The 14,453-nt window shown below is 67.2% G+C and carries 15 protein-coding genes; 11 read left to right on the forward strand and 4 right to left on the reverse strand.

All coding sequences use genetic code 11. The features are described from left to right. Positions 1–281 precede the first annotated feature (281 nt). The 5 genes from ACRB8A_RS02805 (at position 282) to ACRB8A_RS02825 (ending at position 4,261) form a co-directional block, all read left to right on the forward strand. Entirely contained in the window at positions 282–1,571 is a 1,290-nt protein-coding gene (locus tag ACRB8A_RS02805) for an adenylosuccinate synthase (RefSeq protein ID WP_050687929.1), read from the forward strand. Between the two features lie 242 nt (positions 1,572–1,813). After that, positions 1,814–2,149, forward strand: coding sequence for a YegP family protein (locus ACRB8A_RS02810; RefSeq protein WP_432245536.1), 336 nt, complete (start codon positions 1,814–1,816; stop codon positions 2,147–2,149). Positions 2,150–2,334: 185 nt separating this feature from the next. Continuing rightward, positions 2,335–2,886: an RNA polymerase sigma factor gene (locus ACRB8A_RS02815; RefSeq protein ID WP_432245537.1), complete on the forward strand. Its 552-nt coding sequence runs from the start codon at positions 2,335–2,337 to the stop codon at positions 2,884–2,886. Continuing rightward, entirely contained in the window at positions 2,883–3,791 is a 909-nt protein-coding gene (locus ACRB8A_RS02820) for a hypothetical protein (RefSeq protein WP_432245538.1), read from the forward strand. The genes ACRB8A_RS02815 and ACRB8A_RS02820 overlap by 4 nt, the downstream gene beginning before the upstream one ends. Before the next feature lie 44 nt (positions 3,792–3,835). Continuing rightward, positions 3,836–4,261 (forward strand): CoA-binding protein, encoded by a 426-nt coding sequence (locus tag ACRB8A_RS02825; RefSeq protein WP_050687933.1) that lies wholly within the window; start codon positions 3,836–3,838, stop codon positions 4,259–4,261. 34 nt (positions 4,262–4,295) lie between these two features. On the opposite strand, the gene ACRB8A_RS02830 is transcribed toward ACRB8A_RS02825, so the two are convergent. Continuing rightward, on the reverse strand, positions 4,296–5,324 hold the full coding sequence (locus ACRB8A_RS02830) for an isopenicillin N synthase family dioxygenase (RefSeq protein WP_432245539.1): 1,029 nt from the start codon (positions 5,322–5,324) through the stop codon (positions 4,296–4,298). 45 nt (positions 5,325–5,369) lie between these two features. On the opposite strand from ACRB8A_RS02830, the gene ACRB8A_RS02835 reads away from it, so the two are divergent. The 4 genes from ACRB8A_RS02835 to ACRB8A_RS02850 are packed head-to-tail and all read left to right on the forward strand — an operon-like array spanning position 5,370 to position 6,957. Next, positions 5,370–5,777, forward strand: coding sequence for an MmcQ/YjbR family DNA-binding protein (locus ACRB8A_RS02835; RefSeq protein ID WP_432245540.1), 408 nt, complete (start codon positions 5,370–5,372; stop codon positions 5,775–5,777). Then, positions 5,770–6,312, forward strand: coding sequence for a DUF1990 family protein (locus ACRB8A_RS02840; RefSeq protein ID WP_285240193.1), 543 nt, complete (start codon positions 5,770–5,772; stop codon positions 6,310–6,312). The genes ACRB8A_RS02835 and ACRB8A_RS02840 overlap by 8 nt, the downstream gene beginning before the upstream one ends. After that, the gene (locus ACRB8A_RS02845; protein WP_050687937.1) at positions 6,309–6,626 is read left to right on the forward strand and encodes a putative quinol monooxygenase; all 318 of its coding nucleotides are present in this window, start codon (positions 6,309–6,311) and stop codon (positions 6,624–6,626) included. Before ACRB8A_RS02840 ends, ACRB8A_RS02845 begins: the two co-directional genes overlap by 4 nt. A 37-nt stretch (positions 6,627–6,663) precedes the next feature. Next, a complete protein-coding gene (locus ACRB8A_RS02850; protein WP_432245541.1) occupies positions 6,664–6,957 on the forward strand; it encodes a DUF503 domain-containing protein in 294 nt (97 codons plus the stop codon). A 93-nt stretch (positions 6,958–7,050) separates the two neighbouring features. On the opposite strand, the gene purL is transcribed toward ACRB8A_RS02850, so the two are convergent. The 3 genes from purL to purS are packed head-to-tail and all read right to left on the reverse strand — an operon-like array spanning position 7,051 to position 10,383. Continuing rightward, the gene (purL, locus tag ACRB8A_RS02855; RefSeq protein ID WP_432245542.1) at positions 7,051–9,360 is read right to left on the reverse strand and encodes a phosphoribosylformylglycinamidine synthase subunit PurL; all 2,310 of its coding nucleotides are present in this window, start codon (positions 9,358–9,360) and stop codon (positions 7,051–7,053) included. After that, positions 9,357–10,130, reverse strand: coding sequence for a phosphoribosylformylglycinamidine synthase subunit PurQ (purQ, locus tag ACRB8A_RS02860; RefSeq protein WP_050686717.1), 774 nt, complete (start codon positions 10,128–10,130; stop codon positions 9,357–9,359). The genes purL and purQ overlap by 4 nt, the downstream gene beginning before the upstream one ends. A 1-nt stretch (position 10,131) precedes the next feature. Continuing rightward, positions 10,132–10,383: a phosphoribosylformylglycinamidine synthase subunit PurS gene (gene purS, locus ACRB8A_RS02865; protein ID WP_050686715.1), complete on the reverse strand. Its 252-nt coding sequence runs from the start codon at positions 10,381–10,383 to the stop codon at positions 10,132–10,134. Between the two features lie 255 nt (positions 10,384–10,638). On the opposite strand from purS, the gene ACRB8A_RS02870 reads away from it, so the two are divergent. Next, a complete protein-coding gene (locus ACRB8A_RS02870; RefSeq protein ID WP_050686714.1) occupies positions 10,639–10,821 on the forward strand; it encodes a hypothetical protein in 183 nt (60 codons plus the stop codon). 357 nt (positions 10,822–11,178) lie between these two features. Beyond that, positions 11,179–14,370: a S8 family serine peptidase gene (locus ACRB8A_RS02875; protein ID WP_432245543.1), complete on the forward strand. Its 3,192-nt coding sequence runs from the start codon at positions 11,179–11,181 to the stop codon at positions 14,368–14,370. Positions 14,371–14,453 lie beyond the last annotated feature (83 nt).

The following is a 14,453-nucleotide window of genomic DNA, read 5'->3' on the forward strand; positions in this document are numbered from 1 at the left end:
CGGCTCCTGGCCGATCCTGTCCAGTCTACCAAGCCCGGAGAAACGAAACGCCGGTGGGTTGTGGGCAATCTGCCGGGGCCCGCACCCGTATTGCCCCGCAGGTCAGCCAGCGAGTGGACAAACGCCCCGATCGGCTAAACTTGGGTGGTAAGAGCCCCGGAACTCTTGCGCCGGCGTGCCGCCGGCACCTGTCCATCCGGGGCGTTCTCATGAACGGCGCCGCGCCGGGACCGCCACCTTGTGGCGGCACGGGGCTGCCCGAACGAATGGGGGAGGATCCCATGCCAGCAATCGTGATCGTAGGAGCCCAGTGGGGCGACGAAGGAAAAGGCAAAGCGACCGACCTTCTGGGCGGCCGCGTTGACTACGTCGTCAAGCCCAACGGCGGCAACAACGCCGGGCACACCGTCGTCGTAGGCGGTGAAAAGTACGAGCTCAAGCTCCTGCCGGCAGGCATTCTCAGCCCCAACGCCATCCCCATCATCGGCAATGGCTGCGTGGTCAACCTCGAGGCGCTCTTCCAGGAAATCGAAGGCCTCCAGGCCCGTGGCGCCGACACCTCCAAACTGCGGGTCTCGGCGAACGCACACCTCGTGGCGCCGTACCACCAGGTCCTGGACAAAGTCACCGAGCGTTTCCTCGGCAGCCGCGCGATCGGCACCACCGGCCGCGGGATCGGCCCCGCCTACATGGACAAGGTGGCCCGGCTGGGCATCCGCGTCCAGGACGTTTTTGACGAGTCCATCCTCCGCCAGAAGGTGGAAGGCTCCCTGCGCCAGAAGAACGAACTCCTGGTCAAGATTTACAACCGCCGCAGCGTGGTGGTGGACGAGATCGTGGAATACTTCCTGTCCTTCGCCGACCGGCTGCGCCCCCTGGTCATTGACAGCACCCTGGTGCTGAACACCGCCCTGGACGAGGGCAAGGTTGTGCTGATGGAAGGCGGCCAGGCCACGTTCCTGGACGTGGACCACGGCACCTACCCGTTCGTCACCTCATCCAACCCCACCGCTGGCGGGGCGTCGGTGGGTTCCGGCATCGGCCCCACCCGGATCTCACGCTCCATCGGCATCATCAAGGCGTACACCACCCGCGTGGGCGCAGGTCCGTTCCCCACCGAACTCTTCGATGACATGGGCATGTACCTGCAGAAGACCGGCGGCGAATTCGGCGTCAACACCGGCCGGCCCCGCCGTTGCGGCTGGTACGACGCCGTCCTGGCCCGCCACGCCTCCCGCGTCAACGGTTTCACGGACTACTTCGTCACCAAGCTGGACGTCCTGACCGGCATCGAGCAGATCCCCGTCTGCGTGGCCTACGACGTTGACGGTGTGCGCCACGACGAAATGCCCATGACGCAGACCGAGTTCCACCACGCCAAGCCCATCTTCGAGTACTTCGAAGGCTGGACCGAGGACATCACCGGCGCACGGACGCTCAGCGACCTGCCGGAGAACGCCCGCAACTACGTGCTGGCCCTGGAGAAGCTTTCCGGCACCCGGTTCTCCGCCATCGGCGTGGGTCCGGACCGGGACCAGACCATCGTGGTGAACGACCTCATCAACGACTAATACCTGGGCCCACGCCCGCAGGGTTCCCTGGCTGAGCTTGCGAGGCTGGGGAGCGGGTGGGGACGACGGCGGCTCACCTTTGGGTGGGCCGCCGCCGTCTGCCCAGGCCGTCTGCCAAGGCCGCCGGCCCGCTGTTGACATGCAATTTACACAGGGTTAACCGCGCGGCTCTTGTTGGTGTCTTCCGCGTCGGGGAGGGTTGGAGGACCAGTTGAGGGGCAAGGATGCCGGGAGGATTTGTGATGGCGGGCAATTTCGAGGTTTTTGTTGATCCAGAGTCGATGTACAGGTTCCGGCTGCTGGCTGCTGACGGGACGGTGATGGCGGTCTCCGGAGCATTTGCTGACAAACCAGCCGTAGCTGCCGGCATAGCCGCGGTCCGTGAGTGCGCCGGCACCGGCCTCGTGACGGACCTGAGCCGCCGGCCAACCGCCCCGCAGGTCCCGGCCCTGCCGGTCGAAGCGCCGCGCGCTGCCGTCGACACTGCCCGCGCCCTCCGGGGCCACGTGTTCCGGGTGGCGCTGGGACCGGGCGCACCGGCCCGGAAACCGCGCTGGATTGTGGCAGCGGGCCGCTGAGCCTGAAAGTTTTTCCAGCGTCTGCGTAACCCCGGGAAGCCCCTGGACGATTACCCCTTTGTAGAGCCGGCCCGGAACTTGTCCCCCATCACGTTCCGGACCGGCTCTTCCCTGTCCCGGAACCATGGTTACCGGCGGGTAAAGTAGGCACGGAAAAAGCCCTCCTGACCGAAAGCGCTGCGTCCGTGACTGATGCCCTGACCGATGAGCTGCTCCCGGAGAGCGCCGGCGGGACCAATGCCTTCAGCCTGGTTTACCGGACCTACGCCCCGCAGGTGCTGGGATACCTGGTGGCCCGCGGTGTGGAGGACCCGGAGGCGGTCATGCAGGAAGTCTTCCTGGCGGTGCTGCCCCGGCTGGAATCGGTGCACGGCGGGGCGGCCGGGCTGCGGACTTTCATCTTCTCCGTGGCGCACGCCCGCATGGTGGATGACCACCGGCGGCAAAGCCGGGCGCCCGTCACCCTGCCGTTCGACGCGGACCTGGACCAGCGGTCCACCGCCTCCGCTGAAGCTGCCGCCCTGGACCGCATGGCGCCCCGCGAGGTTGTGGCACTGCTCAACGTGCTGCCGGCAGACCAGCGTGAAGTGCTGGCACTGCGCCTGGTGGCCGGACTTTCCGTGGACCAGGCCGCCGAAGTGATGGGCAGGTCCGCCGGCGCAGTGAAGCAACTGCAGCGGCGGGCGCTCCTTAAACTGCGGGAAACCACTGACGTGAAGGAGTACCTCAAGCCATGAGCGCCCACGACGGAAACCTTCGCCGCACCGTGGCGGAACTGCTGGACGACTCGGGCCAGCAGGACAATGAGGCCCTCGAGGCTGCCCTGATGTCCCTGGGCGGGCTGGCCCACACGCCGGCTCCGGCCCCCGGGCCTGGCCTGGCAGCCCTTCTTTCCGACGTCCCGGACGAAGTGGCCCGCCACCGCAGGCTGGGCCGCGGCAAATCAACGATCGTTGGCCTGGCCGTCATCGCCGGCATGGGACTCGGCGCCACAGGCGTGGCCGCCAGCACCGGCGGACACGCAGGAACAGGCAGCTTCTCCGTCCAGCAGCTGCTGGGTCCGTGGGTGACAGGCCCGGCTAACCCTGCCCCTGCACCCATTCCTGATCCCGCGTCCGTGCCTGATGCTGCGCCCGTGCCTGCGTCTGCGCCGCAGCCCGGGCACGTGACGGCCGGTGAACCAGGCGGCCCGTCAGGCGGGGACAGCACCCGGCAATCCGCATCAACTCCCGGGTCCGTGCCTGCGCCGTCCCCGGTTCCGCCTGCCGTCGCTGATGCTGGTGCAGATTCCGGTGCCGCGGTGCCGGCCCCGGCGGCTGCAGCGGCGGGAGCTGGCAGCCTGGGGCTGCCGGACGCCGTCCAGGGCAACGGCCCCGGTGCGGCCGGAACCGAAGCGCGTGAACCCGCCGCCCCGGCGCTGCCGGCCCCGGCGGCACCACCCCGGGCAGCGCCAGCCGCGTCCCCGCCTGCCGCCGCGTCCCCACCGGGGGACTCCCCGAAATCCGCAGAGTCGCCAGGCGCCGCCCGGAAAGCCGACGGCACCCACCCCAGGGACCAGCGCCGGGTCAAACAAAAAGACAGTGAGAGGCTCCAAGCCCCTGCCGGCAAGGACAAGCCGGGGCCCGGCGGTCCGCGCGGCTAAGCCGGGTCCGCAGGCGTACGCGCCCACCGGCGTAGGCTGGGGGAATGAGCCACACCAACGACCCCGCAGTGATTGAGCGCCTCATGAGGACCAAGGGGCGGTGGGCCATCGTGGGCCTCACCACCAATGAATGGCGGGCAGCTTATGAAACTTCGTTGTTTATCCGGGACAGGCTGGGAATGGAGATCATCCCCGTCAACGTGCCGGGGGATCCGGTGCACGGCGAAACCGGGTACAGCACCCTGGCCGGCATTCCTGCGGACAAGCAGCCCATCGACGTGGTGGACTGTTTCGTCAATTCGGAAAAGGTCGGCGCCGTGGTTGACCAGGCCATCGCTGTGGGCGCAAAGGCCGTGTGGCTGCAACTGGGCGTTATTGACGAGGCAGCGGCGCAGCGCGCCAAGGACGCGGGCCTGGATGTGGTGATGAATACCTGCCCTGCTCAGCAGGCGTGGAAATTCGACCTCTGAAACCCGGGTCCCGGCGTCGTGCTGCCGAAGCGTCTCAGCCCGCCCGCAGCTCCGGGTAGTGGCGCTCCGTCACGTCCGGGTGGGCCCGCATCCGGCCCTTGAGCATGTTGCGGCCGAACGAGGACAGCAGGGGATTGTCGGGATTGTCCGTGATGCCCCGCGCCGCGGCCTTCAGCTCCGGCGGAAGGGGTACGGGCCCGATGACAGCGTCCAGCCTTGGCGACCAGAAAAACGGGACGGAGTAGCGGTCCACGCCCGGCGGCGGGGCCTGCACCCGGTGGATGGTGGCCGCCAGATACCCTTCGGTAGCCACTTCCAGCATCTCGCCGAGGTTCACCACCAGCGCCCCGGGCAGGGGCTCCACGGGGAGCCATTCCGCCGTGCCGGGCGGCAGCACTTCGAGCCCGCCCACATCGTCCTGGAGCAGAAGGGTGACAAACCCGTAGTCAGCGTGCGAGCCCACCCCCTGGTTTCCCGCGGCCGTCACCACCCCGCCCACGTAGTGGACCAGCTTCCCCATCCAGGCCGGGGTCCCGTGGAACGGTTCGTCGAAGTAGTCCTCCGGCTGGTGCAGGGACACAGCGATGGCGCGCAGCAGGTCCATGCCCACGGACGACATCAGCTCCGCCCAGGCCATGGCAGCCGGTTTCAGGCCGGGAAAGCCCTGGTCCGGCCAGAGGTTAGGGCCCTGCAGCAGCCAGTACGGTTCATCGGCGGGGTGCCCGGTGGCCGGTTCCCGCTCGGGGGAGTAGTCGATCTGCTCCCGCGCGTCCGCCCTGCCCTGGGTCACTTCAGTGCCCATCCTGGTATACCCGCGGAAATGGGGGGACAACCGGTTATCCAGTTTCATCCGTTCCGCCAGCGGGAGGTTGAAGAAGTCCCGGATGACGGACAGCAGGTGTTCGGCCTGGCCGGGGGCGGCGCCGTAGCCGGTGACCTGGAAGAAGCCGATGTCGTGGGTGGCGTGCCGGAGCTGTTCAATGAATTTCGGATTGAACGTCCCGCCGGGCAGCCGGGCTGTGGTGAGGTCCAGAACGGGGATGGCTCCCGGATCGTGTGCCATGTCCGCAGACTAGCACCGCCCGGTCCGGCTTTGTAGGGTCTAGGTATGGATCCAGCCTACTTACGGAAAATCTGCCTGGCGTTCCCGGGGAGCTACGAGGACTACCCCTTCGGGCCGGAGACGGCGGTGTTCAAAGTCCGGGCCCACATTGCCGGTGGCGCAACCCACGAGTCGCGGCTTTTTGCGCTGTCTTCCCTCCATGCGGCCGACTTTTACGTGAACCTGAAATGCGAGCCGGCGCTGGCAGAGCAGTTGCGCGCTGCCCACCCGGAAATCACCGGTGCCTGGCACATGAACAAAACCCACTGGAACGGGGTCCGGCTGGACGGCGCCCTGCCGGACGGCATGGTCAAGGACATGGTGGAGGATTCGTACGACCTGGTGGTGGCGCGGTTCAACCGGAAGCAGCGGGAACAGCTGGGCTGGGCCGGACTTGCAGGTGGCAATGAGTAAGCGCGGCACGCTGGACTATCCGGGCGTCGGCGGGACTGAACATGGTGTTGCGCCTGCCGGCTACCATCAGGTCCTGAAGGAAGTAAGGCTGGGCAGCGGCCAGGACCTGTACCGGCACGTTGCCGCGGGAATCCTTTCCTGGGAGCTGCAGCGGCGGGCCGGACTCCGGGTCCGGGCCGACGTCCCAACCGTCCGGCCGGGCGCACGGGTGGTGAGCGGATTCGGCGTCGGGCCCTTCCGCATCAACGCGCCGTGCGAGGTGGTGTGGGTCCGCGAAGCCGTGCCGGGCGGCTCCCCGCAGTCGGCCGGATTCGGCTACGGGACCCTGCCGGGCCATCCGGAGCGCGGCGAGGAGTCCTTCGAGGTGCTGATCGACGCCGCCGGGGCCGTGCACCTGCGGATCCGGGCCTTCAGCAAGCCCGCCAACTGGTTCTATACCGCAGGTGCAGTGGTGGCCGGCGCTGCCCAGCGGTACGTGACCGCCCGGTACATTGAAGGGGCAAAAGCACTCGCCACGGAAGGAACACCCCAGTGATATTCATTGTCGTCAAGTTCAAGGTCAAGCCCGACTGGTCGGACCGCTGGCTCGACCTGGTGGACGGCTTCACCACGGCAACCCGCCAGGAACCCGGCAACCTCTGGTTCGACTGGTCCCGCAGCACCTCGGACGCCAACGAGTTTGTCCTGGTGGAGGCCTTCAAGGACGACGCCGCCGGCGACCACGTCAACAGCGCCCACTTCCAGCAGGCCATGGTGGACATGCGCCAGGCCCTGGTGGAAACGCCGCGGATCATCAGCCGCCAGGTTGACGGCGAGGGCTGGGACACCATGGGCGAACTCAGCATCTGAGCCGCTCCGCCGGATCAGGCGGCCGTTACGATGAGGCATGTGGATCGGCTGGATCGAGTTCGACATTCTCCTGGGCGATGTTCACAGCCTGAAGGAAAAACGCTCCGTGATCAGGCCGCTGCTGGCCGAGACCAAACGACGTTTCGAGGTGTCGGTTGCGGAAGTCGGGGACCACGACCAGTACCGGCGCTCCCGCGTCGGGGCCGGGCTGGTGGCGGCTGACCGGGCGCACCTCGTGGCGGTGCTTGACGCCGTCGAACGTTTTGTGGCGTACCGCCCGGAGATTGAGGTGCTGGGGGTCCGCCGGCGGGATCTGCACAGTGAGGACTGAGTCCCCGCCCGTAACAGCAGCGCGGGGCCACCTCCGGCCCGGTCCCGAAGGACCGGTGGGCCGGAGGCGACACCGCGCTGGCGGTGTTACGGTTCAGCCGAAGTACTTCGGCAGGGTCCCTTCGTGGGCTTCGCGGAGTGCGTCGAGCGCCAGTTCGTCCACGCCGTTGATGGCAAGGGTTCCGCTGTCCGCGTCCACCACGCCGATCCGGGTGTGCGCGAAACCGCGGGCGGTGCACATGTCCGTGAAGCGGACTTCCTCGGAGCGGGGGACGCCCACCACGGCGCGGCCCTGGGTTTCGGAGAAGAGCGCCGTGAACAGGTCCACGCCGTCCCGGTCCATAACATCCTGCAGGGCGATGCGGGCGCCCACGCCGTAACGCAGCGAGGACTCCACCAGGGCGGCTGCGAGGCCACCTTCGGAGAGGTCGTGCGCGGAGTCGACCATGCCGTCGCGGGAGGCGTTGATCAGGATCTCGCCCAGCGCCCGTTCGGCGTCGAGGTCAACCTTGGGCGGCAGGCCGCCCAGGTGGCCGCGCATGTTGGCCCATTCCGAACCGTCCAGCTCCGCGGCCGTGGTGCCCAGCAGGTAGATGGCCTGGCCGTCTTCCCGCCAGCCCGACGGCGTGCGGCGGGCGACGTCGTCGAGCTTGCCCAGCACAGCCACCACCGGTGAGGGGTGGATCGGCGTGGTGCCGGTCTGGTTGTACAGCGAAACGTTGCCGCCGGTGACCGGGATGCCCAGCACCATGCAGGCGTCGGACAGGCCGCGGATGGCTTCGGCAAGCTGCCACATCACGTCCGGGTCCTCCGGGGACCCGAAGTTCAGGCAGTCGCTGACGGCCATGGGGACGGCGCCGGAGGTGGCGACGTTGCGGTAGGCCTCGGCCAGGGCCAGCTGTGCGCCGTGGTACGGATCGAGGTAGGTGTAGCGGCCGTTGGCGTCCGTGGCCAGGGCAACGCCCAGGCCGGATTCCTCGTCCACGCGGACCACGCCTGCATCGTCCGGGAACGCCATGGCGGTGTTGCCGCCCACGTACCGGTCGTACTGGTTGGTGATCCAGGCCTTGGAACACATGTTGGGGGACGCCACCAGTTCGGTGACTGCCGCCGCAAGCTGGGCCGGGGCGGCGGGCCGCCCGGCGTCCTGCACGGACCCGGTGAACAGGTCAGCCTGGACGGCGTCCTGCCAGTCGGGACGGGCAAACGGGCGGTCGTAGACCGGGCCGTCGTGCGCCACGGTGCGGGGGTCGACGTCGACAATCACCTCGCCCTCCCACGTGATGATGAGGCGGCCGCTGTCGGTCACTTCACCCAGCCAGGCGTATTCCACGGCCCACTTGTCCATCACGGCTTCGAAGGCCGCGACGTTCTCCGGGGTGACCACTGCCATCATGCGTTCCTGCGACTCTGACATCAGGATTTCGCCCGGGGTCAGCGTGGGGTCGCGGAGCAGCACCGATGTCAGCTCGACGGCCATGCCGCCATCGCCGTTGGAGGCCAGTTCCGAGGTGGCGCAGGAGATGCCGGCTGCGCCCAGGTCCTGGATGCCTTCCACGAGGGAGCCCTTGAAAAGTTCAAGGCAGCACTCGATGAGGACCTTCTCCGCGAACGGGTCGCCCACCTGCACGGCGGGCCGCTTGGAGGGTTTGGTGTCGTCGAAGGACTCGGAGGCCAGCACCGAGGCGCCGCCAATGCCGTCGCCGCCGGTGCGTGCACCGAACAGGACCACCTTGTTGCCCTTGCCGGACGCGTTGGCCAGGCGGATGTCCTCGTGGCGCATCACGCCCACGGCGAGGGCATTGACCAGCGGGTTGCCCTGGTAAACGGCGTCGAACACCATTTCGCCGCCGATGTTTGGCAGGCCCAGGGAGTTGCCGTAGCCGCCGATGCCGGCCACGGCGCCGTGCATAACGCGTGCGGTGTCCGGGTGGTCGATGGCGCCGAAGCGCAGCGGATCCATCACGGCAACGGGCCGGGCGCCCATCGAGATGATGTCGCGGACAATCCCGCCGATGCCGGTTGCGGCGCCCTGGTAGGGCTCCACGAACGACGGCGAGTTGTGCGATTCGATCTTGAAGGTCACGGCCCAGCCGTCCCCGAGGTTGGTCACGCCGGCGTTCTCGCCGATACCCACCAGCATGTCCTTCTTCATCTCCGGGGTCACCTTCTCGCCGAACTGGCGCAGGTGGTTCTTGGAGGATTTGTAGGAGCAGTGCTCGCTCCACATGACCGAGTACATGGCCAGTTCCGCGCCGGTGGGGCGGCGGCCCAGGACCTTGAGGATGTCATCGAACTCGTTCTGCTTCAGGCCCAGCTCGGCCCAGGGCAGCTCGGTGTCCGGCGTCTTTTCGGCGTTCGCCACCGTGTCGATGTTGAACTTCTTGGTGGTTTCGGTGCTCACTTGTCGCCTCCCACAATCTTGGTCAAAACGGAGGTAAAGAAGCCCAGCCCGTCCGTGTCCGCGCCGCCGATGCCGTCCAGCGACTCGGGGCCGAAGCCGGTTTCCACTGCGTGCTCCGGGTGCGGCATCAGGCCCACCACGTTGCCGGCCGCGTTGGAGATGCCGGCGATGTCCCGGCGGGAGCCGTTCGGGTTGAAACCCACGTAGCGGAACACCACGCGGTTTTCGGCCTCCAGGGCGTCCAGCGTCTTTTCGTCGGCGAGGTACTGGCCGTCCTGGTTCTTCAGCGGAACGGTGATTTCCTGGCCCGCCTGGTAGTCAAGCGTCCAGGCGGTGTTGCTGTTTTCGACCCGCAGCACCTGGTCGCGGCAGAGGAACTTCAGGTGGTCGTTCTTGATCATGGAACCGGGCAGCAGGTGCGACTCGGTCAGGATCTGGAAGCCGTTGCAGATGCCCAGGACGGGGAGCTTCGCATCGGAGTTGGCGGCGTCGATGATCTTTGACATCAGCGGCGCGAACCGGGCGATCGCACCGGCGCGCAGGTAATCGCCGTAGGAGAAGCCGCCGGGAATCACGACGGCGTCCACGTCACCGAGGGCGGTGTCGGCATGCCACAGCGGGACGGCGGTTCCGCCGGCCAGCCGGACGGCGCGGGCGGCATCGCGGTCATCAAGGGTGCCGGGGAACGTGACGACGCCGATCCGGGCGCCTGCCAGGCGCGGCACCGCTGCGACGGCGACGGCTTCGCCGATGAGGGGAAGTTCAGTCATGTCAGGCCTCGACGACCTCGACGTTGACAACGTCCTCAATAACGGGGTTGGAGAGCAGCGTCGCGGCGGCATCGCGTGCCTGGGCCAGGATCTCCTCGGTCACCTCGCCGTCCACCGTCAGTTCGAACCGCTTGCCCTGGCGGACAGAGCTGAAGCTGGTGAAGCCCAGCCGGGGGAGGGCGCCTACGATTGCCTTCCCCTGCGGGTCCAGAATCTCGGGCTTGGGCATGACGTCAACAACGATCCGGGGCATCCGGCAACTCCTGTGCGTGAGCTTGGGTAAGGGCGCAGCGGAGTGATGCCGTCTCACGCCGTTCCGAAGGTGGGATCTGCCGGCAATGGACAGTGAGGACGGGCGCTCCGCGAGCTTGCGTACCTATTCTACCGGCCGCAGCGCCCCGTTCCGCATCCGGCTGCTTCCGCCGGCCGGCCCGTGACGGCCGCCTCGTTTCCGGCGCAGCGGCTGTTGGGTCTGGAGTTGTTGCAGGGCCTTCATTAGGATGGCTGGATGGCCGAGAAATCGAAGTCGCTCCTCCTGCCCGTGATGGCAGCAGCCGTGTTTGCCGGGCTGGGACGGATGGTGCTGCAGAAGGTCAAAGCGGACCGTCTGTCCCGGGACAGCAAGCTGGCTGGCCCCGTTGACGAGAAGACCCGCCAATGGATCAGCGACGTGGTGCGCACTCCGCGCTAAGGCACCTTCCGGCAATCAGGCCCCGGCCCCGCCTTCACGGCACGCTGAGGACCGGCTGGCCGCGGCCTGCCCGGCGTATGCCGGCGGCCGCTTACGCAAGCCCTGACCCCTCTCCGGCCTGCAACCGTGCCCGGGCCCGCCGCAGGAGACTACGCCCACCGGCTGTGTAAAGGCTGTGTAAATTCACGTGACACCGTATGAATCTTGCGTGTTACCTATGTCATATTTAGCTCTCAGTCTGTAGTGTGAGTTCGGCCAGCCTCGGGAAAAGGCCGACAAAATCTGTCACATCGTCAGGCTGGCTTCGTGTGCCCGGCACCGCCGGGAGCGTTCCTTTAGGAAAGGTTCAAACCACCCGTGAAATCAGCAGGCAAGAGCTTCCTTCGAAGCCCAGGGGTCCGGAGGGCGGCGGCGCTCTCCATCGGCATTCCATTACTCCTCACATCAGTAGCCGTCATGCCGGCCACCGCGGCCCCCGCCGCGGGACAGGTCCCGTCCGTCCAGCAGAAAAACGTTGACCCGAAGGACTACCAGGCGGGCCGGTACATCGTAGTGCTGGCCGAAAAGCCGGCGGCCACCTACGATGGCGGCACCGACGGGCTCAGCGCAACCAAGCCCCAGACCGGCAAAAAGCTGGACGCTTCCAAGCCCGAGGTCCAGCGGTACCAGCAGCACCTGGAAACCCGGCAGAAGGAAGTGGCCAAGGACGAAAGCGTCCAGATCAAGCGCACGTTCACCGCGGCCATCAACGGGTTCACCGCCGACCTGTCCGCGGATCAGGCGCTGAACCTGGCCAAGGACCCCAAAGTCCTGATGGTGGCACCGGACACCGAAAACGCCCCTGACTACTCCACCACCGACTTCCTCCAGTTGTCCGGTCCGCAGGGCATCTGGAACACGTCATTCGGCGGTACGGAGAACGCCGGCAAGGGCGTGGTGGTCGGTGTCATCGATTCCGGCTACACGCCCTCCAACCCCTTCTTCGCGGGCGCTGACGTCAAGCCGCTCGAGGGCGCACCCGTCGTCGGGGTTCCCTACCGCAACGGCGACGGCAACATCGCCATGCTGAAGTCCGACGGCGACACGTTCGTTGGCGAGTGCCAAAAGGGTGAGGGCACCGGCGCTGACTTTGACGGCAGCGCCTGCAACTCCAAGGTCCTGAGCGCCCGCTACTTCGCTGACGACTTCAAGGCCTACGTCCCGGTCGAGGACCGAGCACCTGAAGAAGTCCTGTCGCCCGTTGACGTGGGAAGCCACGGCACCCACACCGCCAGCACTGCGGCCGGCAACGCCAATGTCCGGGCCAACCTGGGAGCCCGCGACATGGGCATCACCGGCGGCGTGGCCCCTGCCGCCAAGCTGTCCATCTACAAGGTCTGCTGGGAAGACACGGATCCCAACACGGGCGGCTGCTACAGCTCCGCTTCCGTGGCCGCCATCAACCAGGCGATCCTGGACGGCGTGGATGTATTGAACTACTCCATCTCCGGCAGCACCTCCACAACCACCGACCCGGTGGCGCTGGCGTTCCTCTCGGCAGCCTCGGCCGGCGTGTTCGTCTCTGCCTCCGCAGGCAACTCCGGCCCCACGGCCAGCACCGTGAACCACGGTGCTCCGTGGCTCACCACAGTCGCCGCAAGCTCCTTCTCCACTGAGCTGCAGGGAACCGTCGAATTCGCCGACGGCACCAAGTTCCGCGGCGCCAGCCTGATGGCCAACAACGTCCCGGCCAGCCGGCTGGTCCTGGCCGCCAACGCTGCTGCCGCAGGCGCAGCCAGCCCGGAACTGTGCGGACCCAACACCCTGGACCCCGCCAAAGCGACGGGCCGGATTGTGGTCTGCGACCGCGGGGTAGTGGACCGCGTCGCCAAGAGCTCCGAGGTCAAGCGTGCGGGTGGTGTGGGCATGATCCTGGTCAACGTCACTGCATCCTCCGAGGACGTGGACCAGCACGCAGTACCCACCGTGCACGTGAACCCGCCGGCAACCCAGCAGATCAAGGACAAGCTGGCGGCCAATCCGGAGATCACGGCGGCCCTGGTTAATAAGGACACCACCGGACTGCCGCAGGCACCCCAGCCGCAGATCGCCGGGTTCTCCTCCCGCGGACCGCTGCTGGCCACCGGTTCGGATCTGCTCAAGCCTGACGTTGCCGCTCCCGGCGTCGCTGTCCTGGCTGGCGTTTCACCCATCGCCGAAGGCGGCGCCCAGTTTGGCATGATGTCCGGCACCTCAATGGCCGCCCCGCATGTGGCCGGTTTCGGTGCCCTGGTCCTGGCCAAAAACCCCACCTGGTCACCGGCCACCGTGAAGTCGGCAATGATGACCACGGCCGCTGACGTCAAGAACGCGGACGGCAGCAAAAACACTGACGTCTTCGCCACCGGCGCCGGCCAGGTCTCCGTGGCCAAGGTCCTCGATCCGGGCCTGGTGTACGACGCCAACGAAAACGACTACCTCAAGTTCATCCAGGGCACAGGCCTCGACCTGGGCATCCCGGACCTGGGGAGCACCGCTCCGCGGGACATGAACGTGGCATCCTTCGCCCTCGGCGCACTGACCGGCAAAACCGAAGTGACCCGGACCGTCACCGCCCTGACCCCGGGCCTCTACCGGGCGCAGGCCAATGTGCCGGGCGTCAAGGTGACCGTCACGCCGTCGATCCTGAACTTCAGCGCTGCCGGCGAAAAGCGGACGTTCAAGGTCAAGTTCGAAAACACGTCAGCACCCACCGGCCAGTTCGCCATGGGCAGCCTGGTGTGGCAGGGCGCCGGCAAGAACGTCGCATCCCCGGTGGCCGTCCGGCCGCAGTCGGCAGTGGCCCCGGCCAACGCCGCCTTCAGCTCGGTGGGTGGCAATGGACAGGGAAAGATCCCCGTGGTGTCCGGCACCAACGCGCCGATCAGCATGACCGTGGATGGGCTGTCCAAGGCGGACTCCACCGCCATTGAACTGGTCCCCGGCCCGCTGGCCCTGGCCAACAACCCGGCCAACGCCGTGAAGCAGGTTACTGTGGCTGCAGGGTCTCCGCTGGCCAAGTTCTCCGTATTCTCATCGGACGAGACCGCTGACTTCGACCTGCTGGTCTTCGCCCCGGACGGACGGCAGCTTGCCGCCCAGACGGTGTCCGCCAGCGAGTCCGTGTCCGTCGTCAACCCGCCGGCAGGTGTCTACACCATGTTCGCCAATCTCTATGCAAGCCCCAACGGGCAGCCCACCAAGGCTTCCCTGGACGCTGCGGTGCTGGGCGCCAACGTGGGTAACGCAACGGTGAGCCCCAACCCGCTCCGGCTGGCCAACGGTTCCGCCGGTGAGGTGACGCTGGACTGGAAGAACCTGGCACCGGGTTCCTACATCGGCCGCGTGAACTACTCCGGCGGCGCCCAGCCCACCTTCGTTTCCGTGGTGGTTACCCCGGGTGCACCGGTTGTCGTCCCTGACGACGAGCAGACGGACCCGTCCAAGAAGGACAAAAAGGACAAGGTCAAAAAGGAGAAGAAGAAGCAGGAGCTGCCGGAGAATTCCGGCAACGCAGACCTGGGGGTGTAGGCGGCACTGACCGCTGAAATTCCCCAGCTTCGCCAGTGAACACCAACGGCGCGCCGCATTTTCCAAGCGGTGCGCCGTTGCTG

This window comes from Arthrobacter sp. G.S.26 (genome assembly GCF_050847375.1).
Classification (GTDB): Bacteria; Actinomycetota; Actinomycetes; order Actinomycetales; family Micrococcaceae; genus Arthrobacter.

Coding starts and splice junctions, on each gene's coding strand:
- ACRB8A_RS02820 (WP_432245538.1), top strand. CDS start 2,883: ATGAGCGCCCACGACGGAAACCTTCGCCGCACCGTGGCGGAACTGCTG.
- purS (WP_050686715.1), bottom strand. CDS start 10,383: ATGCCCCGGATCGTTGTTGACGTCATGCCCAAGCCCGAGATTCTGGAC.
- ACRB8A_RS02870 (WP_050686714.1), top strand. CDS start 10,639: ATGGCCGAGAAATCGAAGTCGCTCCTCCTGCCCGTGATGGCAGCAGCC.
- ACRB8A_RS02840 (WP_285240193.1), top strand. CDS start 5,770: ATGAGTAAGCGCGGCACGCTGGACTATCCGGGCGTCGGCGGGACTGAA.
- ACRB8A_RS02835 (WP_432245540.1), top strand. CDS start 5,370: ATGGATCCAGCCTACTTACGGAAAATCTGCCTGGCGTTCCCGGGGAGC.
- ACRB8A_RS02805 (WP_050687929.1), top strand. CDS start 282: ATGCCAGCAATCGTGATCGTAGGAGCCCAGTGGGGCGACGAAGGAAAA.
- ACRB8A_RS02810 (WP_432245536.1), top strand. CDS start 1,814: ATGGCGGGCAATTTCGAGGTTTTTGTTGATCCAGAGTCGATGTACAGG.
- ACRB8A_RS02825 (WP_050687933.1), top strand. CDS start 3,836: ATGAGCCACACCAACGACCCCGCAGTGATTGAGCGCCTCATGAGGACC.
- purQ (WP_050686717.1), bottom strand. CDS start 10,130: ATGACTGAACTTCCCCTCATCGGCGAAGCCGTCGCCGTCGCAGCGGTG.
- ACRB8A_RS02850 (WP_432245541.1), top strand. CDS start 6,664: ATGTGGATCGGCTGGATCGAGTTCGACATTCTCCTGGGCGATGTTCAC.
- ACRB8A_RS02830 (WP_432245539.1), bottom strand. CDS start 5,324: ATGGCACACGATCCGGGAGCCATCCCCGTTCTGGACCTCACCACAGCC.